The following is a 24,211-nucleotide window of genomic DNA, read 5'->3' on the forward strand; positions in this document are numbered from 1 at the left end:
GAGGCAGGTTCTTTAAGGTAAGGAGGTGATCCAACCGCAGGTTCCCCTACGGTTACCTTGTTACGACTTCACCCCAGTCATGAATCACAAAGTGGTAAGCGCCCTCCCGAAGGTTAAGCTACCTACTTCTTTTGCAACCCACTCCCATGGTGTGACGGGCGGTGTGTACAAGGCCCGGGAACGTATTCACCGTGGCATTCTGATCCACGATTACTAGCGATTCCGACTTCATGGAGTCGAGTTGCAGACTCCAATCCGGACTACGACGCACTTTATGAGGTCCGCTTGCTCTCGCGAGGTCGCTTCTCTTTGTATGCGCCATTGTAGCACGTGTGTAGCCCTGGTCGTAAGGGCCATGATGACTTGACGTCATCCCCACCTTCCTCCAGTTTATCACTGGCAGTCTCCTTTGAGTTCCCGGCCGGACCGCTGGCAACAAAGGATAAGGGTTGCGCTCGTTGCGGGACTTAACCCAACATTTCACAACACGAGCTGACGACAGCCATGCAGCACCTGTCTCACAGTTCCCGAAGGCACCAATCCATCTCTGGAAAGTTCTGTGGATGTCAAGACCAGGTAAGGTTCTTCGCGTTGCATCGAATTAAACCACATGCTCCACCGCTTGTGCGGGCCCCCGTCAATTCATTTGAGTTTTAACCTTGCGGCCGTACTCCCCAGGCGGTCTATTTAACGCGTTAGCTCCGGAAGCCACGCCTCAAGGGCACAACCTCCAAATAGACATCGTTTACGGCGTGGACTACCAGGGTATCTAATCCTGTTTGCTCCCCACGCTTTCGCACCTGAGCGTCAGTCTTCGTCCAGGAGGCCGCCTTCGCCACCGGTATTCCTCCAGATCTCTACGCATTTCACCGCTACACCTGGAATTCTACCTCCCTCTACGAGACTCAAGCCTGCCAGTTTCGGATGCAGTTCCCAGGTTGAGCCCGGGGATTTCACATCCGACTTGACAGACCGCCTGCGTGCGCTTTACGCCCAGTAATTCCGATTAACGCTTGCACCCTCCGTATTACCGCGGCTGCTGGCACGGAGTTAGCCGGTGCTTCTTCTGCGGGTAACGTCAATGAGCAAGGTTATTAACCTTACTCCCTTCCTCCCCGCTGAAAGTACTTTACAACCCGAAGGCCTTCTTCATACACGCGGCATGGCTGCATCAGGCTTGCGCCCATTGTGCAATATTCCCCACTGCTGCCTCCCGTAGGAGTCTGGACCGTGTCTCAGTTCCAGTGTGGCTGGTCATCCTCTCAGACCAGCTAGGGATCGTCGCCTAGGTGAGCCGTTACCCCACCTACTAGCTAATCCCATCTGGGCACATCTGATGGCAAGAGGCCCGAAGGTCCCCCTCTTTGGTCTTGCGACGTTATGCGGTATTAGCTACCGTTTCCAGTAGTTATCCCCCTCCATCAGGCAGTTTCCCAGACATTACTCACCCGTCCGCCACTCGTCACCCGAGAGCAAGCTCTCTGTGCTACCGTTCGACTTGCATGTGTTAGGCCTGCCGCCAGCGTTCAATCTGAGCCATGATCAAACTCTTCAATTTAAAAGTTTGATGCTCAATGAATTAAACTTCGTAATGAATTACGTGTTCACTCGTTGAGACTTGGTATTCATTTTTCGTCCGAGGACGTCAAGAATCCAGTCACCCTGAGTGCCCACACAGATTGTCTGATAAATTGTTAAAGAGCAGTGCCGCCTCGCTTTTTTGCTGCGGCGCGGGTTGCGTATACTACGCTTTCCCGCCGTGAAGTCAACTGTTTATTTTCAGATTGCTTCACCTGACAGGCCGGTGTGTTTGCCGTTGTGCCGTGTCAGTGGAGGCGCATTATAGGGAGTTAATTCCCGCTGACAACCCTTAATTTGAAAAAAGTAACCGTTCGCTCACTTTTCAGGCGAATTACGCTGAGAAGTTAAATTCTTGCCTGGTTTTCAAACAAAAACGAGCCCGAAAGGGCTCGTTTTCTTCTTTTGTGACTTACTGCACTGCCACAATGCGCTCATCTTTCACTACGAGCTGCACCGGTTTGCCCGGAATCAGCTCACCCGAAAGAATCTGCTGCGCCAGCGGGTTTTCAATCTGCTGTTGAATAGCGCGTTTCAGTGGACGCGCGCCATACACCGGATCGTACCCGTTTGCGCTGAGCAGTTTCAGCGCGTCGTCGGAAATGCTTACAGCATAACCACGCTCTTCCAGGCGTTTATACAAACGCTGCAACTGGATCTGCGCAATAGACGCAATGTGTTTTTCACCCAACGGATGGAACACTACCACTTCATCAATACGGTTGATGAATTCCGGACGGAAATTCTGGCTTACCACACCTAACACCAGCTCTTTCATGTGGCTGTAATCCAGATCGCCAAAACGCTCCTGGATCAAATCAGACCCCAGGTTGGAAGTCATAATGACGACCGTATTACGGAAATCAACCGTTCTGCCTTGTCCGTCTGTCAGACGACCATCATCCAGTACCTGCAATAAAATGTTGAACACATCCGGATGCGCTTTCTCTACTTCATCCAGCAGAATAACGGAATAAGGGCGACGGCGAACCGCTTCTGTCAGATAACCACCCTCTTCATAGCCAACATATCCCGGAGGCGCACCGACAAGACGCGAAACGGAGTGTTTCTCCATAAATTCCGACATGTCGATACGCACCATTGCATCGTCGCTGTCGAACATAAAGTTTGCCAGAGACTTACACAGTTCGGTTTTACCCACCCCGGTTGGGCCAAGGAACAGGAACGAACCGATCGGACGATTCGGATCCGACAGCCCTGCGCGGCTACGGCGAATAGCGTTAGAAACGGCTTCGACAGCTTCATCCTGACCGATTACACGATGATGGAGGTCATGCTCCATGCGCAGTAATTTTTCGCGCTCGCCTTCCATCATTCTCGCTACCGGGATGCCAGTCCAGCGCGCCAACACCTCTGCAATTTCGGCATCGGTCACGCGGTTACGCAGCAGGCGCATGGTTTTACCCTCGGCCTGAGTTGCGGCAGCCAGCTGTTTTTCAAGTTCCGGGATTTTCCCGTACTGAAGTTCCGACATGCGTCCCAAATCACCATTACGACGCGCTTGCTCCATGGCAATTTTGGCCTGCTCCAGTTCCGACTTGATGGTTTGGGTTCCGGAGAGGGAGGCTTTTTCCGCTTTCCACTCTTCTTCTAATGATGAGTACTGGCGTTCTTTATCTTCCAGCTCTTCATTCAGCATTTCGAGCCGCTTGAGACTGGCCTCATCGGACTCTTTCATCAGCGCCCGCTGCTCCAGCTTGAGCTGGATGATGCGGCGATCGAGCCGGTCGAGTTCTTCCGGTTTCGAGTCAATCTGCATACGAATGCTGGACGCGGCTTCATCAATCAAGTCGATGGCTTTATCCGGCAGCTGACGATCGGCGATGTAGCGATGCGACAGCGTTGCCGCCGCAACAATTGCCGGGTCGGTAATTTGCACGTGATGATGCAGTTCATAACGCTCTTTCAGCCCGCGCAGAATCGCAATGGTGTCTTCCACCGTCGGCTCGGCCACCAGCACTTTCTGGAAACGGCGTTCGAGAGCCGCATCTTTCTCTATATACTGGCGATACTCATCCAGCGTCGTAGCCCCCACACAGTGCAACTCACCGCGCGCTAGCGCAGGTTTCAGCATGTTGCCCGCATCCATTGCACCATCGGCTTTACCGGCACCGACCATCGTATGCAGCTCGTCAATAAACAGAATGACGTTGCCTTCCTGTTTCGCCAGGTCGTTCAGCACACCTTTTAAACGCTCTTCAAACTCACCGCGATATTTTGCACCGGCAACCAGTGCGCCCATATCCAGCGCCAGTACGCGGCGGCCTTTCAGCCCTTCCGGCACTTCGCCGTTAACAATACGCTGCGCCAGCCCTTCGACAATCGCGGTTTTACCGACGCCCGGTTCACCAATCAGCACCGGGTTATTTTTGGTACGCCGTTGCAGTACCTGGATCGTACGACGAATCTCTTCGTCACGACCGATAACCGGATCGAGCTTGCCTTGTTCGGCGCGCTCAGTCAGATCGACGGTAAATTTTTTCAAGGCCTGACGTTGGTCTTCGGCCCCCTGATCGTTCACGTTCTCTCCCCCACGCATTTGTTCAATCGCCTGGGTCACATTGGCCGTTGTCGCACCAGCAGCTTTAAGCAAATCCGTCAGCGTACCGCGTGATTCAAGCGCAGCCAGAACGAAAAGTTCCGACGAGATAAAGTTGTCACCTCGCTTTTGCGCCAGCTTGTCGCAAAGATTCAGTACACGTACCAGATCCTGAGAAGGCTGTACGTCGCCACCGGTGCCTTCCACCTGCGGTAAGCGGCTCAGCGCTTGTTCAATCGCTGTGCGTAACTGGCCGGCGTTCACGCCAGCAGAGGTTAATAAAGGATGAATCGAACCGCCTTCCTGATTGAGTAAGGCGCTCATTAAATGAAGAGGTTCGATAAACTGGTTGTCGTGCCCGAGTGCGAGCGACTGGGCATCGGCGAGAGCAAGCTGGAATTTATTAGTAAGACGATCCAGACGCATAACTCCTCCCATAACAGGTCAAAATTGCTACTGGAGATTAAATGAGGTCATCCCTCAATTATTCAAGGTGAATGACCTGAATTATGCGAAAGAAAACCTACGCGTACTGGATCGTCTTGATTCTTTAGGTTATATCAGCCAAATGAAACTTGCCATACGCCCGGTCGTCTTGTCCCGGCGGTATGAGAAAAAATTATCCTTATCGCTGAAGGTACAGCGATCGCCGCCGAACACATGCCGGACGCCTACGCTCGCCAGACGCTGGCGTGCGAGCTGATAGATATCAGCAAAATATTTTTCACCGTGAGGACGAAAAGCGCTGTCGGCCTGCGGATCGTGCGCCATGAACGCTTCACGAACTTCTGCACCGACTTCAAACGCTTGCGGCCCAATTGCTGGCCCCAGCCACGCCAGCAGATTTTCCGGCTTATCGGCGAAACACGCAACTGTCTGTTCCAGCACACCTGCACATAAACCCCGCCAGCCAGCGTGAGCAGCAGCAACTTCGGTGCCCGCCTGGTTACAAAACAAGACCGGTAAACAGTCTGCGGTCATCACCGCACAGACCGTACCGGGTGTGTTGCTGTATGACGCATCCGCCCGTTTCGACGCATAAGGACCACCGCTAAGTGTGAGCACGTCAGTGCCATGAACCTGTTCAAGCCACTCCGGCTTCGAAGGCAAACCGCCCGCCGCGAATACGCGCGCGCGATTCTCTTCCACATGCTCAGCATTGTCACCACAGTGTGCGCCAAGATTCAGCGAATCGTAAGGTGGCAGGCTTACACCACCGACGCGCGTCGAGCTACAAGCCGCGACACCTTTCGGCAGCGGCCAGTCCGGGAGGATCAGTTTGGTCATAACCAGGCAACATCGTCCTTATGGGTTTCAAAATCAGCGCGCATCGCATCAATCAAATCAACCATATCTTGCGGAATTGGCGCATGCCATTCCATTTCAATACCGCTGATAGGATGGTAAAGGCGCAGCATGGTAGCGTGCAGCGCCTGGCGGTCAAACTTGCGCAGCGCATCGATAAATTCGTCCGATGCGCCTTTCGGCGGACGCGGGCGACCACCATAGAGCTGATCGCCCACCAGCGGGTGAGTGATATGCGCCATATGTACGCGAATCTGATGCGTACGGCCTGTTTCCAGGCGCAGACGCAGACGCGTATGCACACGGAAATGCTCCATAATTCGGTAATGTGTCACCGCCGGCTTGCCCATCGGGTGCACCGACATATGGGTACGCTTGGTCGGATGGCGGCTGATCGGTTCTTCCACCGTGCCGCCAGAAGTCATATGCCCAATCGCTACCGCTTCGTATTCACGCGTGATTTCTCGCAGTTGCAGCGACTCCACCAGCCGCGTCTGAGCGGGTACGGTTTTCGCCACTACCATCAAACCGGTGGTGTCTTTATCCAGGCGGTGGACGATGCCTGCACGCGGAACATCCACAATAGGCGGGTAATAATGCAGCAGAGCGTTAAGGACAGTGCCATCCGGGTTACCTGCGCCCGGGTGTACAACCAGGTCGCGCGGTTTGTTAATGACGATAATGTCATCGTCTTCATAGACGATGTTAAGTGGAATATCCTGCGGTTCAAAACGTGCTTCTTCTTCGATTTCCGCATTGATAGCAATGAGTTCGCCACCCAACACTTTCTCTTTCGGCTTGTCGCTGACAACGCCGTTGACCAGCACGCGCTGGTCGAGAATCCATTCTTTTATACGCGAACGTGAATAATCCGGGAACAATTCGGCCAAAGCTTGATCTAAGCGTTGACCGAGTTGGTTTTCGGATACCGTTGCGGTGAGTTGTACCAGTTGTGCCATATACAGCTTCTTCGTTAACGTTGGGTTTTACGGCTTCGCCGTTTAATATAGTGTGCTATTGTAGCTGGTCTTAGTCGGGAGCAGGAATAAAGAATCTCCCGCGTAAACATTCTGAGGAAAGTCTAAACGTCATGACGCGCTTGAAATATCTGGTGGCAGCCGCCACGTTGAGTCTGGCTTTGACAGGTTGCTCCGGTTCAAAGGAAGAAGTACCTGATAATCCGCCAAACGAAATCTACGCGACAGCTCAGCAAAAGCTGCAAGACGGTAACTGGAAGGCGGCAATAACGCAACTGGAAGCACTGGATAATCGTTATCCGTTTGGTCCTTACTCACAACAAGTGCAGTTGGATCTGATCTACGCGTACTACAAAAATGCCGATCTGCCGCTGGCGCAAGCCGCGATTGACCGTTTTATTCGACTGAACCCAACCCACCCGAACATTGATTATGTAATGTATATGCGTGGGCTGACCAACATGGCGCTGGATGACAGTGCTCTGCAAGGGTTCTTCGGCGTAGACCGGAGCGATCGCGATCCGGCGCATGCCCGTGACGCATTCAAAGACTTCTCCAAACTGGTGCGCGGCTACCCGAACAGCCAGTACGTCACCGACGCCACCAGACGACTGGTGTTCCTGAAAGATCGTCTGTCGAAATACGAACTGTCGGTTGCGGAATACTACACCGATCGCGGTGCGTGGGTTGCAGTAACCAACCGCGTAGAAGGGATGCTGCGTGACTTCCCGGATACAAAAGCGACCCATGACGCGCTGCCGCTGATGGAAAAAGCCTATCGCGAGCTGCAACTCAACGCACAGGCGGATAAAGTGGCGAAAATTATTGCGGCGAACAGCAATCGAACCTGATTGACCTGATCGCCTGAAATACAAAACGGCAGCCTTAAGGCTGCCGTTTTTTTATTCATTTTATCTATCACTAAAGCGGTTTAGCCGCAATTCATCCTATCAACTATGACTGTTAATGATGGCGTAGACAAGGTAAATTTGCCCTCTTCCTGCCCTGCCTCACAAAACCCTTTCATTGACAAAAAGTGACAAAATAATGTGATTTAAATCACACATTTTGACATTGTGGACGGTATGCTGAAATCACCAAGACGGAAAGACAAGAGGTAAAATTTATGACAATGAACATTACCAGTAAACAAATGGAAATTACTCCGGCAATCCGCCAGCATGTCACAGACCGTCTCGCCAAACTGGATAAATGGCAAACTCAACTGATTAATCCGCATATCATCCTGTCGAAAGAACCACAGGGCTTTATCGCCGATGCAACCATCAACACACCGAACGGACAACTGGTTGCCAGTGCGAAACATGAAGATATGTATACCGCCATCAACGATTTGATTAACAAGCTGGAACGGCAGCTGAATAAAGTGCAACACAAAGGTGAAGCACGTCGCGCCGCAACATCGGTGAAAGACACAAGCTTCGTTGAGGAAGAAGAAGAGTAGTCTCTACATTGAGCCCATCCCAACGCGCCCACGGGCGCGTTTTTTATTGACAGAGCGAAAACAGTACGGGTACTGTACTTCGGTCGCACAAAGGAAAACTCCATGAAACTTGTTCCGTTCTTCTTCGCATTCTTTTTTACCTTCCCCAATTAGGGAGGCGATTCGTTTTGTGATAAAGAATGCGAAGACGAACAATAAGGCCTCCCACACCGGGAGGCCTTTTTTATTGATAACAATTAAAGACGAAAGGCAACAACATGACGGCTGAAAACCCCTTACTGGATTTACGCGTAAAGATCAGCGCACTGGATGAACAGCTGCTGACGCTGCTGGCCGAACGCCGCCAGCTCTCTGTTGAAGTCGGCAAGGCCAAGCTGGATTCACACCGTCCGGTACGCGATATCGATCGCGAACGTGATTTACTCGAACGTTTGATAGAGCTCGGCAAAGCGCATCATCTGGATGCCCACTACATCACCCGCCTGTTTCAGTTGATCATCGAAGATTCCGTTCTCACCCAGCAAGCCCTGCTCCAGCAGCATCTGAATAAAATCAACCCGCACTCTGCCCGCATCGCCTTTTTGGGGCCAAAAGGATCCTATTCACACCTGGCCGCCCGTCAGTACGCGGCGCGCCATTTTGAGCAGTTCATTGAAAGCGGTTGCCTGAAATTTCACGATATCTTCAGCCAGGTGGAAACGGGTCAGGCCGATTACGCGGTGGTGCCGCTGGAGAACACCAGCTCCGGGGCAATTAACGACGTTTACGACCTGCTCCAGCACACCAGTTTGTCTATCGTTGGTGAACTGACGGTGCCTATCGACCATTGCATTCTGGTTTCCGGCTCCACCGATTTAGAACACATCACCACGGTTTACAGCCATCCGCAGCCTTTCCAGCAGTGCAGCCAGTTCATTAACCGCTATCCACAGTGGAAAATTGAGTATTGCGAAAGCACTTCCGCCGCGATGGAAAAGGTCGCGCAGGCGAATTCGCCGCAAGTTGCGGCACTGGGCAGCGAAGCCGGTGGCGCGCTGTATGGCTTGCAGGTACTGCAACGTAATCTGGCGAACCAGACGCAGAACATCACACGCTTTGTGGTGCTGGCGCGTAAAGCCATTGATGTATCCGATCAGGTTCCGGCAAAAACTACGCTGCTGATGGCAACCGGCCAGCAAGCAGGCTCGCTGGTTGAAGCCCTGCTGGTGCTGCGTAACCACAATTTGATCATGACCAAACTGGAATCGCGCCCGATCCATGGCAACCCGTGGGAAGAGATGTTCTACATCGATGTGCAGGCCAATTTGCAATCCGGGCAGATGCAAAAAGCGCTGCGCGAACTCACCGACACCGCGCGTTCGCTGAAAGTCCTCGGTTGCTACCCCAGTGAAAATGTGGTGCCGGTCGACCCGGCTTAAACCTCTTTAAACAGCGGTTTCTTCATTCCTGCCACCGCCACGGGCAGGGTGAAGATCGCTCCCGACAGCGGATATTGCGCCACTTCGTCCGCCGTCATATTTTCCCGCGTGGTGGTGATAAACAGCGTTTTCATATCAGGCCCACCAAAACAGACCATCGTCGGGCAACGCACCGGCAAGCGATACTCAGCCAGTTGTTCACCCTGCGGCGAAAAACGCGCGATGCGCCAGCCATCAAACATTGCGCTCCAGTAGCAACCTTCCACATCCATCGCCGCCCCGTCCGGAATACCTTCCCCGGCGTTAAAGCGGCGGAAAACCTCGCGTTTACCCGGCTCACCCTGCTCATCAAGCGGCGTGCGGTAAATCACCGCGTTCGGCGTGTCCGAGGTGAACATCCACTGCTTATCGTGGCTGAAGGCAAGACCATTGGCACCGTGAATGTCGCACTGCAACACTTTGGGCGTGAGGTCATGATTAATGCGCAACAGCAACGCGCCGTTATAATCGCCCGGCCCCCAGAATGTGCCCGCATAAAAACGGCCAAGATGATCGGTGCCGCCATCGTTAAAGCGCGCCAGTTGCGGGTTTGAAGGGTTATCACACACTTTTTGACGCAGCAAACCGCGCGCATCCGTCAGCCAGATGCCATTACGCATCGCCACGATAAAGCCGCCTTCCTCACGTAGCGCAAAGCAGCCAACCTCTTCGGCAAACGACAGCACCGTATGTTCGCCAGACGATAAGTGATAACGGTGGATCTCACCTTCAATAATATCCGCCCAGTAGAGCGCCTGCTCCGCGTCGCTCCAGGTGGGGCATTCCGGCAAATGCCCGGTGTAATCAAACAGCGTGTGCAGCTCAGCCATTGCGCATCCCTTAAATGAAAAAAGCCAGCGGGTAACCACTGGCTTTTCAGTATAAACGGCTTTTTTATTTACGGGCGGCTGTCGTTGGCCTGGCGTAACAACACGCGGCTTTCGCTCTGGAAACGTTGCGCATAATCGCCAAACCAGTGTTCAACTTTGCGGAAGCTGTCGATAAACGCCTGCTTATCGCCCTGCTCCAGCAGGCCAATCGCTTCGCCAAAACGCTGGTAGTAGCGTTTAATCAGCGCCAGGTTACTGGACGACGACATAATAATGTCGGCGTACAACTGTGGATCCTGAGCAAACAAGCGCCCGACCATCGCCAGTTCCAGGCGATAAATCGGTGAGGAAAGCGCCAGCAACTGTTCGAGCTGAACATTCTCTTCCGCCAGATGCAAACCATATGCGAAGGTCGCGAAGTGGCGCAGCGCCTGGATAAAGGCCATGTTCTGATCGTGCTCAACGGCGCTAATGCGGTGCAACCGCGCGCCCCATACCTGAATCTGCTCCAGGAACCACTGGTACGCTTCCGGCTGTCGGCCATCACACCAGACCACCACCTGTTTAGCCAGGCTACCGCTGTCCGGGCCAAACATCGGATGCAGCCCGAGCACCGGCCCTTTGTGCGCGGTCAGCATCGCCTGTAACGGGCCACTTTTCACCGACGCCAGATCGACCAGAATACAGTCCTCCGGCAAGGTCGGCAGTTTGCCGATCACCTGCTCGGTAACGTGAATAGGCACGCTGACAATCACCATGCCCGCGTCAGCCAGCAGCATATCGGCCTGCGCCCAGTCCTCTTTTTCAAGGATGCGCACCTGGTAGCCAGAGAGCGTCAGCATTTTGGCAAACAGTTGCCCCATCTGCCCGCCGCCACCAACAATCACCACCGGGCGAAGCGTCGGACACAGGGTTTTAAACCCTTTGTCATTTTCACTGGAGTAGGATTCGCGCATGACGCGGCGCAGCACATCTTCAATCAGATCCGGCGGCACGCCCAGTGATTCAGCCTCTTTGCGACGCGATGCCAGCATTGTCGCTTCGCGCTCCGGTACATAAATTGGCAAGCCATATTTACTTTTGACTTCGCCAACTTCCGCCACCAGCTCCAGGCGGCGCGCCAGCAAATCCAGCAGCGCCTTGTCAACTTCATCAATTTGATCGCGCAGCGCGGTCAGTTCAGCAACCATAACACCCTCTTAAGCAAAACGCGCCGCCAGGCTGTTACGCAGATCGTTATTGATTTCACGCAGCAGCGCTTCGGTCGCTTCCCAACTGATGCACGCATCGGTCACGGAAACGCCGTACTTCATCTCGCAGCGCGGCTGCTCAGAAGATTGATTGCCTTCATGAATATTGCTCTCAATCATCAGACCGGTAATCGAACGATTGCCATCTTTGATCTGCGCCACCACCGATTCAGCAACGGCAGGCTGGCGACGGTAATCTTTATTGGAATTACCATGGCTGCAATCTACCATCAGCGACGGTCTCAGTCCCGCCTGTTCCATCTCTTTTTCACACTGCGCGACATCCGCCGGGCTGTAATTCGGCGCTTTACCGCCGCGCAGGATCACATGTCCATCCGGGTTGCCCTGGGTTTGCAGCAGGCAGACCTGGCCGGCCTGGTTGATCCCCACAAAGCGGTGCGGCATGGCTGCGGCGCGCATCGCATTGATAGCGGTCGCCAGGCTGCCATCGGTGCCGTTTTTGAAGCCAACCGGCATTGACAAACCTGAAGCCATTTCGCGGTGCGTCTGCGATTCAGTGGTTCGCGCACCAATCGCCGACCAGCTAAACAGGTCGCCAAGGAACTGCGGGCTATTCGGATCCAGCGCTTCAGTTGCCAGCGGCAGCCCCATGCTGACCAGCTCAACCAGCAGACGACGCGCAATCTTCAGGCCAGCTTCCACATCAAACGAGCCATCCATGTGCGGATCGTTAATCAGCCCCTTCCAGCCAACGGTGGTCCGGGGTTTTTCAAAATAGACGCGCATCACCAGATAGAGGCTATCACTGACCTCTGCGGCAAGGGCTTTAAATCGACGGGCATATTCAATCGCGGCTTCAGGATCGTGAATCGAGCAGGGACCACAGACCACCAGCAGACGCGGATCGCGCCCGGCAATGATGTTGGAAATGGTCTGGCGGGACTGGGCAATTTGCGCTTCCTGCTCGGCAGTCAACGGGAAGGCCGCTTTCAACTGATCCGGGGTGATCAGCACCTGTTCATCGGTAATATGTACGTTGTTCAGCGCGTCTTTTTGCATGATCGAAAATCCTGTATGGCTCGTTTGCGATAGTTGTTCCTCAAGTGAGGATGACGTAACGATACCATAGCTGGTAAAGATTTCAATCCACATAACGTAACGATTACTTTACAATGGCAAATTAATTGCCATTTAATCGCCACCAAGTGTAATTATATTTTTACACTTGGTGGCGTTTTGCTACTACATCGTTACGGCAGAACGTCTGGCATGTTGTTTCCAGCGCAAAGCATCAATGAGGATAAACAGCAGCAAGCTGGCGCCCATGACGGGTAACGCCAGCCCCAGCAACAGCGCCAGGAACGCGCTTATTACCCGTCCTGACAGCGGTAAAGCCAGCCAATTGTGCAGCAGCGTACTTGCCGGGTTGGCGTTGGCACTGGCCGGGCGGCGGATCCACCACAGCCGGTAACCAACCACAATCATGACGCACAGCGCACTGCCAAAGGCGATCAGCAGCAACTGGTTCGCCAGGCCAAACAGAATGCCCATATGGAAATCAACGCCCCAGCGGGTCAGCTTCGCCATCAGCGGAAAGTCCGTGAACCTTGTGCGATCCACCACCGTCATCGTGCTGCCATCAATCGCCACCGCATCCACACGCGTGGGCCAGCCGCGATCGATTTCGGTTACCGTCCAGGCTTTATCCGCACTGCGTGGCGGGCGTATCTCCAGCTTGCCGGCGGCGATCCCGGCCTGCCGCGCACTGTGCAACGCTTCATCGAACTGCACCCGGTCCAGCTGCATATCCGGCATAACCATCCCCTCATGCATCATATGGTGTTCCGCATGCGGATCGTGCATCTCCTGCACACCATGCAGTTGCGTATTGACCTGCGGCGTCATCCAGCCAAGCGCTGCACGCAGGCTGTCAACATTGCCGCCCGCCCACTGCGACCAGGTCAGACCGGTGGCGGAAAACAGCAGCATCCCGATAAGCAGGAGCCAACCTAAAGAGACATGCAGGCGACGATGATTTTGCACAGCGTTATTAATGCGCCGTTTCGGGCGGGTAAAAAACCACAGCGCAATACCACCAAGCGCGGCAACCCACATCCAGGACGCCGCCAGTTCGCTGTACAGACGACCCACATCGCCCAGCAGTAGCGAGCGGTGGAAATAGTCAATCCACTGGCGCAGCGGCAAAATTCCACTGGTGCCGTAGACCGTCATATCCCCTTTCACTTGCAGCGTCACCGGATCGATAAAAATCGCGCGGTTCTCCGATGCCCCCAGTTGTGGGTCAGCAAACATTACGCGGGTAGTGTCACTCCCGGTAAGACCAGGGCGCACCGCATGCAGACGCAAATGGCCGCCGGTTAGCTGTTCAGCAACGGCAATCTGTTCGGCGAGCGGCTGCCGCGTTCCCCCTTCCACACCGTAAAGCGCATCGTGATAGAGCCAGTTTTCCAGCTGTGGCGTCGCCACATATAACGTGCCGCTCAGGGCGGCGACAAAAATAAACGGGCCGACAAACAGGCCAATGTAAAAATGCAGGCGTCGCAGCACGCTGAGCCACGCCGCACGCGGAGTGCAGGTTGTCATACTTTTCCTCAGAAATAGCAAAAGGTCGCCGTTTCGCACAGGCGAACGGACATTTTTTTAGGATCAGGAAAAGCAGACGCGCGGCGGGGCGCGGGTATCAGGACAAAGCCAGGGAAAGAAGTGCCAGTGCTGAACAGGCTGACGGGCAACGACCAGGCAGATGCGCAGCACACGGCCGAGCAGGAGCAAAATAACGAGGAAGAGAAGACCGGGAACATGTGCCAGCAGTACGCAGTAGCCACAGGCTTCGGCGTGATCAAGCGGCATACTTTGCGGCGAAGGTTGATGGCGCGACATCGGCGGCGATGCGGCATCGTGATGTGCGTGCATCGGCACGCTCATCTCATTGGGCTGCGATGCGACATCGTGATGTGCGTGCATCGGCATGCTTATCTCATTCGGCGGCGATGAGACATCGTGATGTGCGTGCAGCGGCATGCTCATCTCATTGGGCTGCGATGCGACATCGTGATGTGCGTGCATCGGCATGCTCATCTCATTCGGCGGCGATGCGGCATCGTGATGCGCGCGCATCGGCATGCTCATCTCATTCGGCGGCGATGTGACATCGTGATGCGCGCGCATCGGCATGCTCATCTCGTTCGACGGCGATGCAGCATCGTGGTGTGCATGCATTGGCATGCTCATCACGTGGTGCATGCCGGGCATCGCGCTCATCGGGTCTTGCTGCAGCGAGACCGAAATCAGCGGCGCGACGAGGATCAGCAAGATCGCAAACAGCGCCAGCCCTGCGGCTGCGCGTTGTGCGGCGTATTGATGAAAAACGTTCCTCACCACTTCCCCTCCCGGTCGAAGCGGCATTGTAAATTAAACATCACCAGAAAGTTAATTTACTTGTCGTTTTTCTGCAGACTCAGCGCCAGCGGCTCAGACATGTTTCTCGAGCGTAAAGATCACCACGCCATACGGCACGATTTCCGCTACCGCACACTCAAAATCCACCGCACCGTTGGTAAGGCGCACTTTGCCGCCCGGCAGACGCACCACATCAAAAACATCCAGCGTATCGTCAATGCTGATAAACCAGCGGCCGTTGCCAATTTTTTGCGCACGGGTATCCACCAGCCAGCCCGCATTTAGCCCTTCAATAAAATTCAAACTGTCGGTAGACGCTGGCGCGAGACTGCGATCCAGCGACCAGACGCCCGCCTCTTTCAGCTCGCCAGACTCATGGCGAAATTTCGGGATGCTCAGCGCCGCGTCATTTTGCGCGGCGCACGCGGTTGCAGCGGGATACATTTCGCCTTTGCCCGTCGCCAGCCAGCCTAAAGAGACGCCGGTATCCAGCGCACAAGTCACCACTACATCGCCAGGGAAAAACTCACGTCGCACCCAGGTGCTGATGGTGCCGGAGGAGATATCCAGTAAATCTCCCAGCTCTTTTTGCATCTCGAACCCGTACGCATCAAGGATACGGCGCAGCACCGGACGCCCGCCGGTCGACAAAATTTCGTCGTACAGCGCTTTGCCCTTCGGCACCGGTTTATCCGTCAATTTCGTATTTGCAAATTCACCTGTCACCAGCCAGTGCAGGTCTGCGCCGGTGTCGAGTGCGCATTTGACCACCGCTTTATACGACACGCTATCGCGCTGGATCCAGCTGCTGATATTGTTCGCCGGCACATCCAGCGCCTCAGCGAGGGCTTTCTGGCTGGAGACGGAATAGGACGCGGCAATGCGCTCAATCACATCCTGAACACTCATCTTGTTTTCACCCATGGACACCAACATCGAAAAAGTGATTTACATAATCGCATTTGCGATTTATATTGCTGTACATCGACCAAAAAGCACAGCTTCGCAGTACATTTTAAACAACAGGAGATAATGCGATATGTCAGATGCAAAATCAACGCCGTCGCATCCGCAATCCGCTACTCAAATGCGATCCAAACGTGGCTGCCACAGCCGGGTGAGCACTGAGATAACGGCCCGTTTTCCGGCATGCTACGCCGCGACTCGCATAACAAAGTCCGCGCCAGCAAACCAGAAAACATCCTCGGCAATCCATAGCCAGCGCGAATGTCAGAGAGATCAGCAATACGCTGAGCGCATATCGCAGAGCCGACTTAACCGCCACATGTCTGACCTTCACGACACCGCAACATGGCGCAATGCGCAGGTGAATGCCAGCGCTTTGCATGTTGCCTTTACGCAACAGGAAAAGTGCCGTCACGGCGTTAAACGCCCTTTCGGCATGGTGTTACGCTGAATTTGCTTTTGCAAGCCAACACTATCGCAGGAGAGCTTATGGCTATCACATCCCTTGTCGTGCATGTTCCGCTTAGCACATCAGAGCGGCTAAGCGGGCTAAACCATATCGCCGAGCTTCGCGGTCGTTTATGGGGCGATAACTGGAGCGACGTAGCACGCTTTATCGACGATCTGCGCGACCCGCGTGACGAACACGCAGAAGAGAACAACCGGGCGCTGGCGGCCATTTTCTTTCTTGCCCGAGTGCCCGCCGCGCGCCAGGCGCTCAACCCGCACGCATTAACGCTTGATGAGAAGCGGGCGGTGATCGCCGCCATGAACCATTTCCGCGCGGTAGTCAGCCAGTTTCCGAAACGGCTCACCATGCCGCTGTAAACCCTAAATCCACAACCATGACGTCAACCCGTCGGGCATCCCCTTGCCCAAATTCAGGAGCAACACAATGAGAAAACACCCCTTCAATTCACCGAACCACAGCCCGGAAGCGCTCGCGCTCCAGCTTGCGCAAGCGCGCAACAATGAACGTCTGCGCTGCGCCGGCGTTATCTCCGCCCGTCTGGACGCACTGGCCACATTCATCAGTTCGCATCGCCTTGAATGGCATGATGCTGCTGAATTGTTGCGCCAGGAAGCCAGCCACATCGACAACCAGGCGCAGGAGCTGCACTAATGGCCGACGAAATGGATCTCGCCCAGCAACGCGAGATGGAAGAACGCGAGCGGCATATTCAGCATGCACGCAATCGCCTGCTGGCACCCTCAAGGCTGACCTGTGAAAGCTGCGATGCGCCTATCCCGCAAGCGCGGCGCATGGCGCTGCCCGGCGTCACCTGTTGCGTTTGTTGCCAGCAGATCGCCGAACTGAAAGACAAGCACTACAGGAGACGCTAATTGTCTGTCACCTGGGCTTATCCGTGGAATGCGCCGCGTTCAGCTATCTCCAGCCCCTTGCTCACTCACGCTGAGCTGCACCGCCGTAATCGCCATATTGCGGCGGTGTCGCAGGCGCGTCAGGCACTGGCGCTCCAGCCGGAGTGCGTACGCGTTTCACTCACCCGAGCTGCGGATACGATAGAAAAAGAGCACGGTATGGCGCGGGCGGAGGCTTTTCTGTTGCATTTTTATCGCCGCACGCTGCCGAGGCTCAACGCGGTGGCGCAACGCTATCAACTGGATCATTTACAGCCGCGCGTCTCCAGAGCGGTGTTCAACGGCCATTTTGATACAGTTATCCAGCAGGGGCTGGCGCACCGCTTAGTCTCGCTGTTTACCCGCTACAACCAGTTACCGGATATGAACAAAGCTCCTGTCGACAGGCTGGCAGCGGACATCGCCAATTTTATTCGCGGTGAACTGGCAGAGCACGACGACACAAGCGCAACGGAGCTGAAAACGCTGCATCGCTGGTATCTGCACGCAGGCACCATCGCTTTGCAATTCAACGTCACTCCCCCGCACTGGCAGCGAGTAATGCAAAAAGTCGTCAGCACGGAAGATCTCGCCCCGGCGATCATGCGCCTGTTCAGCGAGCAGTGGTGGCGCGGGCATCTGCGCAAAGCCGCCGGGCAGTGGCGCGAACATTTGCACATTGCCCTCGGCAATGTCAGCAAGAAAAAACAGCCCTACGCCAGCGCGCAGTGTGTAACTGCCTGGCGCGAGCAAAAACGGCGTAATCGCGAGTTTCTTAAAAGCATGGAGCTGGAAGATGAAGAGGGAAACCGCATTAGCCTTATTGATAAACACGACGGTTCGGTAGCCAACCCGGCAATCCGTCGCTGTGAGCTGATGACGCGCCTTCGCGGTTTCGAAACCATCTGCCAGAACCTTGGTTACGCAGGCGAGTTTTACACGTTAACCGCTCCCTCGGCCTGGCACGCAACAACGCGCGCGGGCTACCGTAACCGGAAATGGAACGGCGCCAGCCCGGCGCAAACCCAGGCGTATTTCACCACGTTGTGGGCGCGTATCCGCGCGAAGCTGCACCGCAACGGCCTGCGCGTTTTCGGTATTCGCGTGGCAGAGCCGCATCACGACGGCACTCCGCACTGGCACCTGCTGCTGTTTATGCAGCCGCAGGAGGTTGCCCGCGTGCGCGAGATCCTGCGAGATTTCGCCTGCCAGCAAGACCGCCACGAGCTGTCCAGCGCGAAAGCGCAACGGGCACGCTTTCACGCCGAAACCATTGATGCACAAAAAGGCAGCGCGACCGGTTATCTGGCGAAATATATCGCGAAAAATATCGACGGCTATGCGCTGGACGGCGAAACCGACGTTGAGAGCGGCGCATTGCTGAAAGAGAGCGCCTGCGCGGTCTGCGCTTGGGCCGTACGCTGGCGCATCCGCCAGTTTCAGTTTATTGGCGGCGCGCCGGTCACCGTTTACCGCGAGCTACGCAAACTGGTCGATAACGATGCCGCGCGCGGATTAAGCGTGGAGTTTACGCAGGTGCATGAAGCCGCCGATCGCGGCGACTGGGCGGGTTATGTCAACGCGCAAGGCGGGCCGTTCGTCAAACGCGATGCGGTGCAGGTGCGCACTCTTTATGAAGCAGACGGCGATTTTAATCAGTATGGCGAAGAGACGCTGCGCGTACGCGGCGTGTATGACAGCGTAGCTGGAAGCGGATCGCCGCTGCTGACGCGGCTGAAAAAGTGGAAGATCGTGCCAAAGCGCGCGCAGGAAAACGTGCCGGATACCGCCCTTCCTTGGAGTTCTGTCAATAACTGTACGCCCTTCGAGCCCGATCAGCGGTTAAACCGCCGCCAGCGTCGGCAACTTACCGCCTGGCTGCGCAGCGATATTCTGCAGGCGCGCAAACGTACGCCAAAAAGCGTGCGCTGTACTGGCAGGAGTAGCAGGGAAATAGCTGGAAACACCGGGTTTAAAGCGCGAGCAGAAAGCCATAATGGTTTTCTTTATCAGCAACATAGTGATGGGAACAAATAATTATCGCTTCCCATTAATAATCAGCCTATGATACTGTATAAACATACAGTACAAGAAATTCATGAGAGGGATTCATGGTCTCTGAGCGACTAAATCAGACTCAGCACAAGTGGGCATGCGTGCAATTCATTGCCGAGGTGTCTCTGCTGGCTAACTGCAAACCGTCCGATCTGAAACTGGCGCTGAGTCTGATTGCGGACCTGGCCAACAGCGAAAACGCTACCGATGAGGATGAAAACATTTTCTACAAGGCCGAATAGCGCCCCGCCACGACCCTTCCCGGCAGTTAACGCTGCCCTTCTCTCGATGCGCCAGCGGCACTGCTGCCTGGTGCATTCGTGCTGTGCTTTTCTCCCTGCGCCCACCTGTTGTGCCAGCGCTTAACCAGCCCCGAAAGATAGCGTCCATCGCCTGCGGTCAGGAAACTTAACCATGGGGAAAAACCTTCCTGATGGAAAGAGACGCGAACGATGAATGTGAAAACACAACAAGGCGATACCCTCGACCTGCTTTGCCTGCGTTATTACGGGCGCACCGCATCAGTGGTCGAAACAGTGCTCGCCGCCAACCCGGGGCTCGCCGATCTGGGCGTTATTTTGCCTTATGGCACCACGGTCAACCTGCCGGAAGTACAGACGCAAACCATTAAAGAGACGGTGAATCTATGGGGCTGACCATCGAAAAAGTCACCTCATCGCTGGCGTACTGGATAAGCGTGGCGCTGACCTTTTTCGGCGCCATGACACCGCAAGACTTTGCCGCCTATTTTGGCGCGCTGGGTGTTGCCGTCACCGTGGCGGTGAACTGGTACTACCGCCGCAAAAGCTATCTGTTCCTCCAGTCCTGCGCGTCAACCCAGGAGGTGATGAATGGGATTACCCGTAAAACGCTGTAGCGCGGCGGCGGTGCTGGCGCTGGCGGTACTGCTGCCAGATTTCCGCTTACTGAAAACTTCACCGCAGGGGCTGGCACTGATTGCCGATCTTGAAGGTTGTCGCCTGCGCCCTTACCAGTGCAGCGCCGGGGTCTGGACATCCGGCATCGGTCATACCGCAGGCGTCATACCAACGCGCGATATCAGTGAAAAAGAGGCGGCGAGCAACCTTGTCGCCGATGTATTACAGGTTGAGCGCAGACTGGCGCAGTGCGCACCGGTGGCGATGCCGCCGCAGGTGTATGACGCGGTGGTCAGCTTCGCCTTTAACGTTGGCAGCGGCGCGGCTTGCCGCTCGACACTGGTTTATTTCCTTAGCCAAAAGCAGTGGCGCCAGGCCTGCAATCAGCTGCCGCGCTGGGTGTTTATCGACGGTGTACGTAACCAGGGACTGGAAAACCGCCGCCAGCGCGAACGCGCCTGGTGCCTGCAGGGGGCGCAATGAATGCTCGTCTGATCGCCCTGTTGATCGCCTCGCTCGGCCTGCTGTGGCTGGTGCAGCAAAACTACTCGCTGAGCGCCTCGCTGGCGCAATCCCGCCAGCTTACGCGTGAGCAAAACAGCGCCATTACGCAGCTGAAAGCGCAACTGAACGCCGCCACCGCGTTGGCGGACAAAAACCAGCAGGCGCAAGTGGCACTGCGCCTGCAACTGGATGCCGCCAGCACGCAAGCGGTGCGGCGCGAACAATCGATAACGAGGTTACTCAATGAAAATGACGCGTTTCGCCGCTGGTACAGCGCTGAGTTGCCTGATGCTGTGCGCCGGGTGCACCAGCGCCCCGCCTGCCCTTCCGCCGGTCACTGTTTACAACAGTTGCCCGCTGGTCAGCCTGTGCCCGATGCCGGGAAGTAACCCACAAACTAACGGCGATTTGAGCGCCGATATCCGCCGACTGGAGCTTGCGCTGGCACAGTGTGCGCTCCAGGTCGAAACCCTTAAACATTGCCAGGATGAGATCAATGCTAAAACCCAATACGCTACGCACCGCGCTGACTGACGCCGTGCCGGCGCTGCGCGATAACCCCTCAATGCTGCGCCTGTGGGTGGATAAAGGCAGTAACACCGCCACCCTCGCCAGCTCACTCTCTTTTGAAAAACAGTTCAGCCTCAATGTCACCGTCAGCGGTTTTGCCGGTGATATCGATGCGCTGTTCGTACCGGTGATGGCGTGGCTTCGCGCTAACCAGCCCGACATCCTCACTACCGAAGCCGGTCGCAAAGGCAGCTTCAGCTGGTCGCTGGTGACGAACACCGACAACACCCAGGATTTGACGATGGTGCTGCAACTGACCGAGCGCACCAAAGTCACGGAAATCGACGGCGCGCTGCATGCCGAAACACTGCCGGAACCGCTGCCGCCCGCGTTCGTGACCCGCCCGACCGAGCTTTATATCAACGGTGAACTGGTGAGCCGCTGGCCGGCCTGAATCGCCCGGCGTTGTGCCAAAAACCGGACAGCCCTGTCCGTTTTTCAACGCCCGTCACGCATAGGATGATTTCCGTTATGAACAGACAACTCTCGCTTCAGGAACTGTCCCGCTTGCTGCGCAATATGATCCGCACCGGGATAATCGTTGATATCGATCTGAACAGCGGGCGCTGCCGGGTGCAGACCGGCGGCCTCGTAACACAATGGTTGCAGTGGTTAACCCACCGCGCCGGGCATTCACGGAGCTGGTGGGCACCTTCCATCGGCGAACAGGTGTTGCTGCTGGCGGTCGGCGGCGAGCTTGACACCGCGTTCGTGCTGCCGGGAATTTTTTCCGATGACAACCCGGCCCCTTCGGCATCCGCCGACGCCTTGCATGTCGCCTTTCCCGATGGCGCCGTCGTGGAATATGAACCGAGAACCAGCGCGTTAACGGTGAGCGGCATTAAAACCGCCACCATCAGCGCGTCGCAATCCCTTACCGCTACCGTACCCGACGTGCGGGTGACCGCCACGACCCGCATCACGCTGGATACGCCGGAAGTGGTCTGCACCAACAAGCTCATCACCGGCACGCTGGAGGTACAAAAAGGCGGCACGATGAGCGGCAACATTGAGCACAGCGGCGGATCGCTCACTTCCAACGGCAAAGTGTTGCATACCCATAAACACCCCGGCGACAGCGGCGGCACAACAGGAGCGCCTTTATGACAGTTCGTTACAGCGGGTTAAACCGCACCACCGGCAAGCGTCTTACCGACACCGAGCATATTCGCCAGAGCATCAGCGACATTCTGCGCACGCCGATAGGCTCCAGAGTGATGCGCCGCGATTACGGCTCATTGCTGTTTGAGATGATCGACCAGCCGCAGACCCCGGCGCTGACGCTGCAAATTCAGGCCGCCTGTTACATGGCACTGTTGAAATGGGAGCCGCGCATTAGCGTTAGCGCGGTCACCACCGAGCGCCAGTTCGACGGCAAATTACTGGTCAACCTGACCGCGCAACTCGCCAGCACCGGCGAGTCCCTTTCGTTAACCCTTCCAGTGAGTTAAAACCATGCCGATTATCGATCTTAGCCAACTGCCGGCGCCGGATGTGGTCGAGGAGCTTGATTATGAGGCTATCCTCAACGACCGCAAAGCGACGCTGATTTCCCTGTTTCCCGCCGATGAACAAGAAGCGCTGGCGCGCACGCTGGCGCTGGAGTCCGAACCACTGACCAAATTTCTGCAAGAGAACGCCTACCGTGAAGTGATGTGGCGCAGCCGCGTTAACGAAGCGGCCCGCGCGGTGATGCTGGCCTACGCCGCCGGGAAGGATCTGGATGTGATGGCCGCCAACAGCAACACCGCGCGGCTGGTGGTTTCGCCCGCTGACGAGAGCACCATTCCGCCAACGCCGGCGGTGATGGAGTCTGACAAAGATCTGCGTCTGCGCGCGCAGCAGGCGTTTGAAGGGCTAAGCGTCGCCGGGCCGGAAGGCGCTTACGAATACCATGGTCGCAGTGCCGACGGGCGGGTTGCCGATATTTCGGTCATCAGCCCGAACCCGGCGTATATCACCATTTCCGTGCTCTCCCGCGAGGGGGACGGCCGCGCCAGCGATGAGCTGATCGCCATAGTGGATAAAGCCCTGAACGCCGAAGATGTGCGCCCGGTGGGCGACCGTGTGACGGTGCAAAGCGCGGAGATCGTGCCTTACCAGATTAACGCCACGCTCTACTTCTACCCCGGCCCGGAATCGGAACCGATTCGCCAGGCCGCTGAGCAGCAGTTAAAAGCCTATATCAACGCGCAACGGCGTTTAGGGCGCGATATCCGCCAGTCGGCGATTTATGCCGCGCTGCACGTTGAAGGCGTGCAGCGAGTGGAGCTGAGCGCGCCGCAAAGCGATCTGGTGTTGGCGAAAAATCAGGCCTCTTACTGCACCGCCTGGAGCATTAATGCCGGAGGCACCGATGAGTGACGACCGTTTGTTGCCTGTTGGCTCATCCGTTCTTGAGGTGGCAGCGGCAAAAGCGGCGGCAGATATTGAGCGCGTGCCGGTGCCGCTGCGCACGCTGTGGGATCCGCAAACGTGCCCGGCGGAGCTGCTGCCTTACCTGGCATGGGCGCTCTCCGTCGATCGCTGGGACTTTAACTGGCCGGAAGCGACCAAACGCAAAGTGATTGCCGCTTCATTCTTCGTTCATCAACACAAAGGCACGCGCAGCGCGCTACGCCGGGTGGTTGAGCCGCTCGGTTTTCTGATTGAGCTGCGCGAATGGTGGGAGGACAACGCCGAGCCGGGCACCTTTAAACTGGTGATTGGCGTCCAGGAGAATGGCATTACCGAGGAGATGTACCTTGAGCTGGAGCGGCTGATTAATGATGCCAAACCGGCGAGCCGCCACCTGACCGGGTTAAACATCAGCCTGAGCAGCAGCGGCGAGTTTTATGTCGGCGCCGGTTGCTATCTGGGTGAAGAGCTGACCGTTTACCCTTACATGCCGGAAGAGATTGTTGTTGGCGGTGAATATTATCCGGCTTCAGCGGTTCACCTGATTGATGATGTCATCATCACTTAACCACGTAACATCACACCAAACGGGCTGCGGCCCGTTTTTTTTACCCGCCTCGTTGTGCCAGCGGGCAGCCAACCCCGCCTGATAGCGTTCGCCTGTCGCTGAACGGAA

General features: G+C 55.8%; 28 protein-coding genes, 1 rRNA gene, 1 pseudogene and 1 other annotated feature. Of the genes and pseudogenes, 19 read left to right on the top strand and 11 right to left on the bottom strand.

Annotation, left to right across the window (positions count from 1 at the left end):
- Positions 1-18 precede the first annotated feature (18 nt).
- The 4 genes from H650_RS07900 to rluD form a co-directional block, all read right to left on the bottom strand.
- A 16S ribosomal RNA gene (locus tag H650_RS07900) occupies positions 19-1,558 on the bottom strand.
- A 432-nt stretch (positions 1,559-1,990) separates the two neighbouring features.
- Entirely contained in the window at positions 1,991-4,564 is a 2,574-nt protein-coding gene (clpB, locus tag H650_RS07905) for an ATP-dependent chaperone ClpB (protein ID WP_020454765.1), read from the bottom strand.
- A gap of 129 nt (positions 4,565-4,693) precedes the next feature.
- Positions 4,694-5,425, bottom strand: coding sequence for a purine nucleoside phosphorylase YfiH (gene yfiH, locus H650_RS07910; protein ID WP_020454766.1), 732 nt, complete (start codon positions 5,423-5,425; stop codon positions 4,694-4,696).
- Complete coding sequence (gene rluD / locus H650_RS07915; protein ID WP_017459962.1) at positions 5,422-6,402, bottom strand: 23S rRNA pseudouridine(1911/1915/1917) synthase RluD; 981 nt, start codon at positions 6,400-6,402, stop codon at positions 5,422-5,424. Before rluD ends, yfiH begins: the two co-directional genes overlap by 4 nt.
- A gap of 131 nt (positions 6,403-6,533) precedes the next feature.
- On the opposite strand from rluD, the gene bamD reads away from it, so the two are divergent.
- The 4 genes from bamD to pheA all read left to right on the top strand — a co-directional run bounded on the left by bamD (position 6,534) and on the right by pheA (position 9,303).
- Positions 6,534-7,271, top strand: coding sequence for an outer membrane protein assembly factor BamD (gene bamD, locus H650_RS07920; RefSeq protein ID WP_020454767.1), 738 nt, complete (start codon positions 6,534-6,536; stop codon positions 7,269-7,271).
- 275 nt (positions 7,272-7,546) lie between these two features.
- Positions 7,547-7,885 carry a ribosome-associated translation inhibitor RaiA gene (gene raiA, locus H650_RS07925; RefSeq protein WP_044489450.1) on the top strand — a complete coding sequence of 113 codons (339 nt, stop codon included), beginning with the start codon at positions 7,547-7,549 and terminating at the stop codon, positions 7,883-7,885.
- 101 nt (positions 7,886-7,986) lie between these two features.
- Positions 7,987-8,112, top strand: a sequence feature (Phe leader region).
- Positions 7,988-8,038, top strand: coding sequence for a pheA operon leader peptide PheL (gene pheL / locus H650_RS25670; protein WP_189660115.1), 51 nt, complete (start codon positions 7,988-7,990; stop codon positions 8,036-8,038). It overlaps the preceding feature by 51 nt.
- 30 nt (positions 8,113-8,142) lie before the next feature.
- Positions 8,143-9,303 carry a bifunctional chorismate mutase/prephenate dehydratase gene (gene pheA, locus H650_RS07930; protein WP_020454769.1) on the top strand — a complete coding sequence of 387 codons (1,161 nt, stop codon included), beginning with the start codon at positions 8,143-8,145 and terminating at the stop codon, positions 9,301-9,303.
- Here pheA and H650_RS07935 read toward each other — a convergent pair.
- The 7 genes and pseudogenes from H650_RS07935 to H650_RS07960 form a co-directional block, all read right to left on the bottom strand.
- A complete protein-coding gene (locus H650_RS07935) occupies positions 9,300-10,172 on the bottom strand; it encodes an SMP-30/gluconolactonase/LRE family protein (RefSeq protein WP_020454770.1) in 873 nt (290 codons plus the stop codon). The genes pheA and H650_RS07935 overlap by 4 nt on opposite strands.
- Before the next feature lie 68 nt (positions 10,173-10,240).
- Positions 10,241-11,362, bottom strand: coding sequence for a bifunctional chorismate mutase/prephenate dehydrogenase (tyrA, locus tag H650_RS07940; protein ID WP_020454771.1), 1,122 nt, complete (start codon positions 11,360-11,362; stop codon positions 10,241-10,243).
- A 9-nt stretch (positions 11,363-11,371) separates the two neighbouring features.
- Positions 11,372-12,442, bottom strand: coding sequence for a 3-deoxy-7-phosphoheptulonate synthase AroF (gene aroF / locus H650_RS07945; RefSeq protein WP_020454772.1), 1,071 nt, complete (start codon positions 12,440-12,442; stop codon positions 11,372-11,374).
- 183 nt (positions 12,443-12,625) lie between these two features.
- Positions 12,626-13,987: a PepSY-associated TM helix domain-containing protein gene (locus H650_RS07950; RefSeq protein WP_020454773.1), complete on the bottom strand. Its 1,362-nt coding sequence runs from the start codon at positions 13,985-13,987 to the stop codon at positions 12,626-12,628.
- 63 nt (positions 13,988-14,050) lie between these two features.
- Positions 14,051-14,425, bottom strand: a complete 375-nt coding sequence (locus tag H650_RS25675) for a DUF2946 family protein (protein WP_502690912.1) — start codon at positions 14,423-14,425, stop codon at positions 14,051-14,053.
- Positions 14,426-14,575: 150 nt separating this feature from the next.
- Positions 14,576-14,809 (bottom strand): annotated as a pseudogene (locus H650_RS25680) (hypothetical protein); the annotation flags it as partial.
- A 66-nt stretch (positions 14,810-14,875) separates the two neighbouring features.
- On the bottom strand, positions 14,876-15,727 hold the full coding sequence (locus tag H650_RS07960; protein ID WP_020454775.1) for a phage repressor protein CI: 852 nt from the start codon (positions 15,725-15,727) through the stop codon (positions 14,876-14,878).
- Positions 15,728-16,258: 531 nt separating this feature from the next.
- Between H650_RS07960 and H650_RS07965 the strand changes: the two genes are divergently transcribed.
- From H650_RS07965 to H650_RS08030, 15 genes are all read left to right on the top strand, one after another.
- A complete protein-coding gene (locus H650_RS07965) occupies positions 16,259-16,597 on the top strand; it encodes a DUF5347 family protein (RefSeq protein ID WP_020454776.1) in 339 nt (112 codons plus the stop codon).
- A gap of 67 nt (positions 16,598-16,664) precedes the next feature.
- Positions 16,665-16,892, top strand: coding sequence for a DUF2732 family protein (locus H650_RS07970; RefSeq protein ID WP_020454777.1), 228 nt, complete (start codon positions 16,665-16,667; stop codon positions 16,890-16,892).
- Positions 16,892-17,113, top strand: coding sequence for a TraR/DksA family transcriptional regulator (locus H650_RS07975; RefSeq protein ID WP_020454778.1), 222 nt, complete (start codon positions 16,892-16,894; stop codon positions 17,111-17,113). The genes H650_RS07970 and H650_RS07975 overlap by 1 nt, the downstream gene beginning before the upstream one ends.
- Positions 17,114-19,168 (top strand): replication endonuclease, encoded by a 2,055-nt coding sequence (locus H650_RS07980; RefSeq protein ID WP_020454779.1) that lies wholly within the window; start codon positions 17,114-17,116, stop codon positions 19,166-19,168.
- 74 nt (positions 19,169-19,242) lie between these two features.
- The gene (locus H650_RS07985) at positions 19,243-19,428 is read left to right on the top strand and encodes a hypothetical protein (protein WP_017459947.1); all 186 of its coding nucleotides are present in this window, start codon (positions 19,243-19,245) and stop codon (positions 19,426-19,428) included.
- 210 nt (positions 19,429-19,638) lie between these two features.
- Positions 19,639-19,842, top strand: coding sequence for a tail protein X (locus tag H650_RS07990; protein WP_020454780.1), 204 nt, complete (start codon positions 19,639-19,641; stop codon positions 19,840-19,842).
- The gene (locus H650_RS07995; protein WP_017459945.1) at positions 19,833-20,063 is read left to right on the top strand and encodes an HP1 family phage holin; all 231 of its coding nucleotides are present in this window, start codon (positions 19,833-19,835) and stop codon (positions 20,061-20,063) included. Before H650_RS07990 ends, H650_RS07995 begins: the two co-directional genes overlap by 10 nt.
- A complete protein-coding gene (locus H650_RS08000) occupies positions 20,038-20,547 on the top strand; it encodes a lysozyme (RefSeq protein ID WP_020454781.1) in 510 nt (169 codons plus the stop codon). Before H650_RS07995 ends, H650_RS08000 begins: the two co-directional genes overlap by 26 nt.
- Positions 20,544-20,957: an Rz-like lysis system protein LysB gene (gene lysB, locus H650_RS08005; protein ID WP_020454782.1), complete on the top strand. Its 414-nt coding sequence runs from the start codon at positions 20,544-20,546 to the stop codon at positions 20,955-20,957. The genes H650_RS08000 and lysB overlap by 4 nt, the downstream gene beginning before the upstream one ends.
- Positions 20,857-21,102: an Rz1-like lysis system protein LysC gene (gene lysC / locus H650_RS25920; RefSeq protein WP_082071816.1), complete on the top strand. Its 246-nt coding sequence runs from the start codon at positions 20,857-20,859 to the stop codon at positions 21,100-21,102. Before lysB ends, lysC begins: the two co-directional genes overlap by 101 nt.
- Positions 21,065-21,532: a phage tail protein gene (locus H650_RS08010; protein ID WP_044489451.1), complete on the top strand. Its 468-nt coding sequence runs from the start codon at positions 21,065-21,067 to the stop codon at positions 21,530-21,532. The genes lysC and H650_RS08010 overlap by 38 nt, the downstream gene beginning before the upstream one ends.
- A gap of 77 nt (positions 21,533-21,609) precedes the next feature.
- Complete coding sequence (locus tag H650_RS08015; protein WP_020454784.1) at positions 21,610-22,245, top strand: phage baseplate assembly protein V; 636 nt, start codon at positions 21,610-21,612, stop codon at positions 22,243-22,245.
- The gene (locus H650_RS08020) at positions 22,242-22,589 is read left to right on the top strand and encodes a GPW/gp25 family protein (RefSeq protein ID WP_020454785.1); all 348 of its coding nucleotides are present in this window, start codon (positions 22,242-22,244) and stop codon (positions 22,587-22,589) included. Before H650_RS08015 ends, H650_RS08020 begins: the two co-directional genes overlap by 4 nt.
- Before the next feature lie 4 nt (positions 22,590-22,593).
- Positions 22,594-23,502 carry a baseplate assembly protein gene (locus H650_RS08025; protein WP_020454786.1) on the top strand — a complete coding sequence of 303 codons (909 nt, stop codon included), beginning with the start codon at positions 22,594-22,596 and terminating at the stop codon, positions 23,500-23,502.
- Positions 23,495-24,103, top strand: coding sequence for a phage tail protein I (locus H650_RS08030; RefSeq protein ID WP_020454787.1), 609 nt, complete (start codon positions 23,495-23,497; stop codon positions 24,101-24,103). The genes H650_RS08025 and H650_RS08030 overlap by 8 nt, the downstream gene beginning before the upstream one ends.
- Positions 24,104-24,211: the final 108 nt, after the last annotated feature.

It is taken from the genome of Enterobacter sp. R4-368 (assembly GCF_000410515.1).
Taxonomy (GTDB): Bacteria; Pseudomonadota; Gammaproteobacteria; order Enterobacterales; family Enterobacteriaceae; genus Kosakonia.

Bases quoted from the DNA above. Each gene is read 5' to 3' on its own strand.
- clpB (WP_020454765.1), bottom strand. From the start codon at position 4,564: ATGCGTCTGGATCGTCTTACTAATAAATTCCAGCTTGCTCTCGCCGAT.
- yfiH (WP_020454766.1), bottom strand. From the start codon at position 5,425: ATGACCAAACTGATCCTCCCGGACTGGCCGCTGCCGAAAGGTGTCGCG.
- rluD (WP_017459962.1), bottom strand. From the start codon at position 6,402: ATGGCACAACTGGTACAACTCACCGCAACGGTATCCGAAAACCAACTC.
- bamD (WP_020454767.1), top strand. From the start codon at position 6,534: ATGACGCGCTTGAAATATCTGGTGGCAGCCGCCACGTTGAGTCTGGCT.
- raiA (WP_044489450.1), top strand. From the start codon at position 7,547: ATGACAATGAACATTACCAGTAAACAAATGGAAATTACTCCGGCAATC.
- pheA (WP_020454769.1), top strand. From the start codon at position 8,143: ATGACGGCTGAAAACCCCTTACTGGATTTACGCGTAAAGATCAGCGCA.
- H650_RS07935 (WP_020454770.1), bottom strand. From the start codon at position 10,172: ATGGCTGAGCTGCACACGCTGTTTGATTACACCGGGCATTTGCCGGAA.
- tyrA (WP_020454771.1), bottom strand. From the start codon at position 11,362: ATGGTTGCTGAACTGACCGCGCTGCGCGATCAAATTGATGAAGTTGAC.
- aroF (WP_020454772.1), bottom strand. From the start codon at position 12,442: ATGCAAAAAGACGCGCTGAACAACGTACATATTACCGATGAACAGGTG.
- H650_RS07950 (WP_020454773.1), bottom strand. From the start codon at position 13,987: ATGACAACCTGCACTCCGCGTGCGGCGTGGCTCAGCGTGCTGCGACGC.
- H650_RS25675 (WP_502690912.1), bottom strand. From the start codon at position 14,425: ATGCCGCTGCACGCACATCACGATGTCTCATCGCCGCCGAATGAGATA.
- H650_RS07960 (WP_020454775.1), bottom strand. From the start codon at position 15,727: ATGGGTGAAAACAAGATGAGTGTTCAGGATGTGATTGAGCGCATTGCC.
- H650_RS07965 (WP_020454776.1), top strand. From the start codon at position 16,259: ATGGCTATCACATCCCTTGTCGTGCATGTTCCGCTTAGCACATCAGAG.
- H650_RS07970 (WP_020454777.1), top strand. From the start codon at position 16,665: ATGAGAAAACACCCCTTCAATTCACCGAACCACAGCCCGGAAGCGCTC.
- H650_RS07975 (WP_020454778.1), top strand. From the start codon at position 16,892: ATGGCCGACGAAATGGATCTCGCCCAGCAACGCGAGATGGAAGAACGC.
- H650_RS07985 (WP_017459947.1), top strand. From the start codon at position 19,243: ATGGTCTCTGAGCGACTAAATCAGACTCAGCACAAGTGGGCATGCGTG.
- H650_RS07990 (WP_020454780.1), top strand. From the start codon at position 19,639: ATGAATGTGAAAACACAACAAGGCGATACCCTCGACCTGCTTTGCCTG.
- H650_RS07995 (WP_017459945.1), top strand. From the start codon at position 19,833: ATGGGGCTGACCATCGAAAAAGTCACCTCATCGCTGGCGTACTGGATA.
- H650_RS08000 (WP_020454781.1), top strand. From the start codon at position 20,038: ATGGGATTACCCGTAAAACGCTGTAGCGCGGCGGCGGTGCTGGCGCTG.
- lysB (WP_020454782.1), top strand. From the start codon at position 20,544: ATGAATGCTCGTCTGATCGCCCTGTTGATCGCCTCGCTCGGCCTGCTG.
- lysC (WP_082071816.1), top strand. From the start codon at position 20,857: ATGCTGTGCGCCGGGTGCACCAGCGCCCCGCCTGCCCTTCCGCCGGTC.
- H650_RS08010 (WP_044489451.1), top strand. From the start codon at position 21,065: ATGCTAAAACCCAATACGCTACGCACCGCGCTGACTGACGCCGTGCCG.
- H650_RS08015 (WP_020454784.1), top strand. From the start codon at position 21,610: ATGAACAGACAACTCTCGCTTCAGGAACTGTCCCGCTTGCTGCGCAAT.
- H650_RS08020 (WP_020454785.1), top strand. From the start codon at position 22,242: ATGACAGTTCGTTACAGCGGGTTAAACCGCACCACCGGCAAGCGTCTT.
- H650_RS08025 (WP_020454786.1), top strand. From the start codon at position 22,594: ATGCCGATTATCGATCTTAGCCAACTGCCGGCGCCGGATGTGGTCGAG.
- H650_RS08030 (WP_020454787.1), top strand. From the start codon at position 23,495: ATGAGTGACGACCGTTTGTTGCCTGTTGGCTCATCCGTTCTTGAGGTG.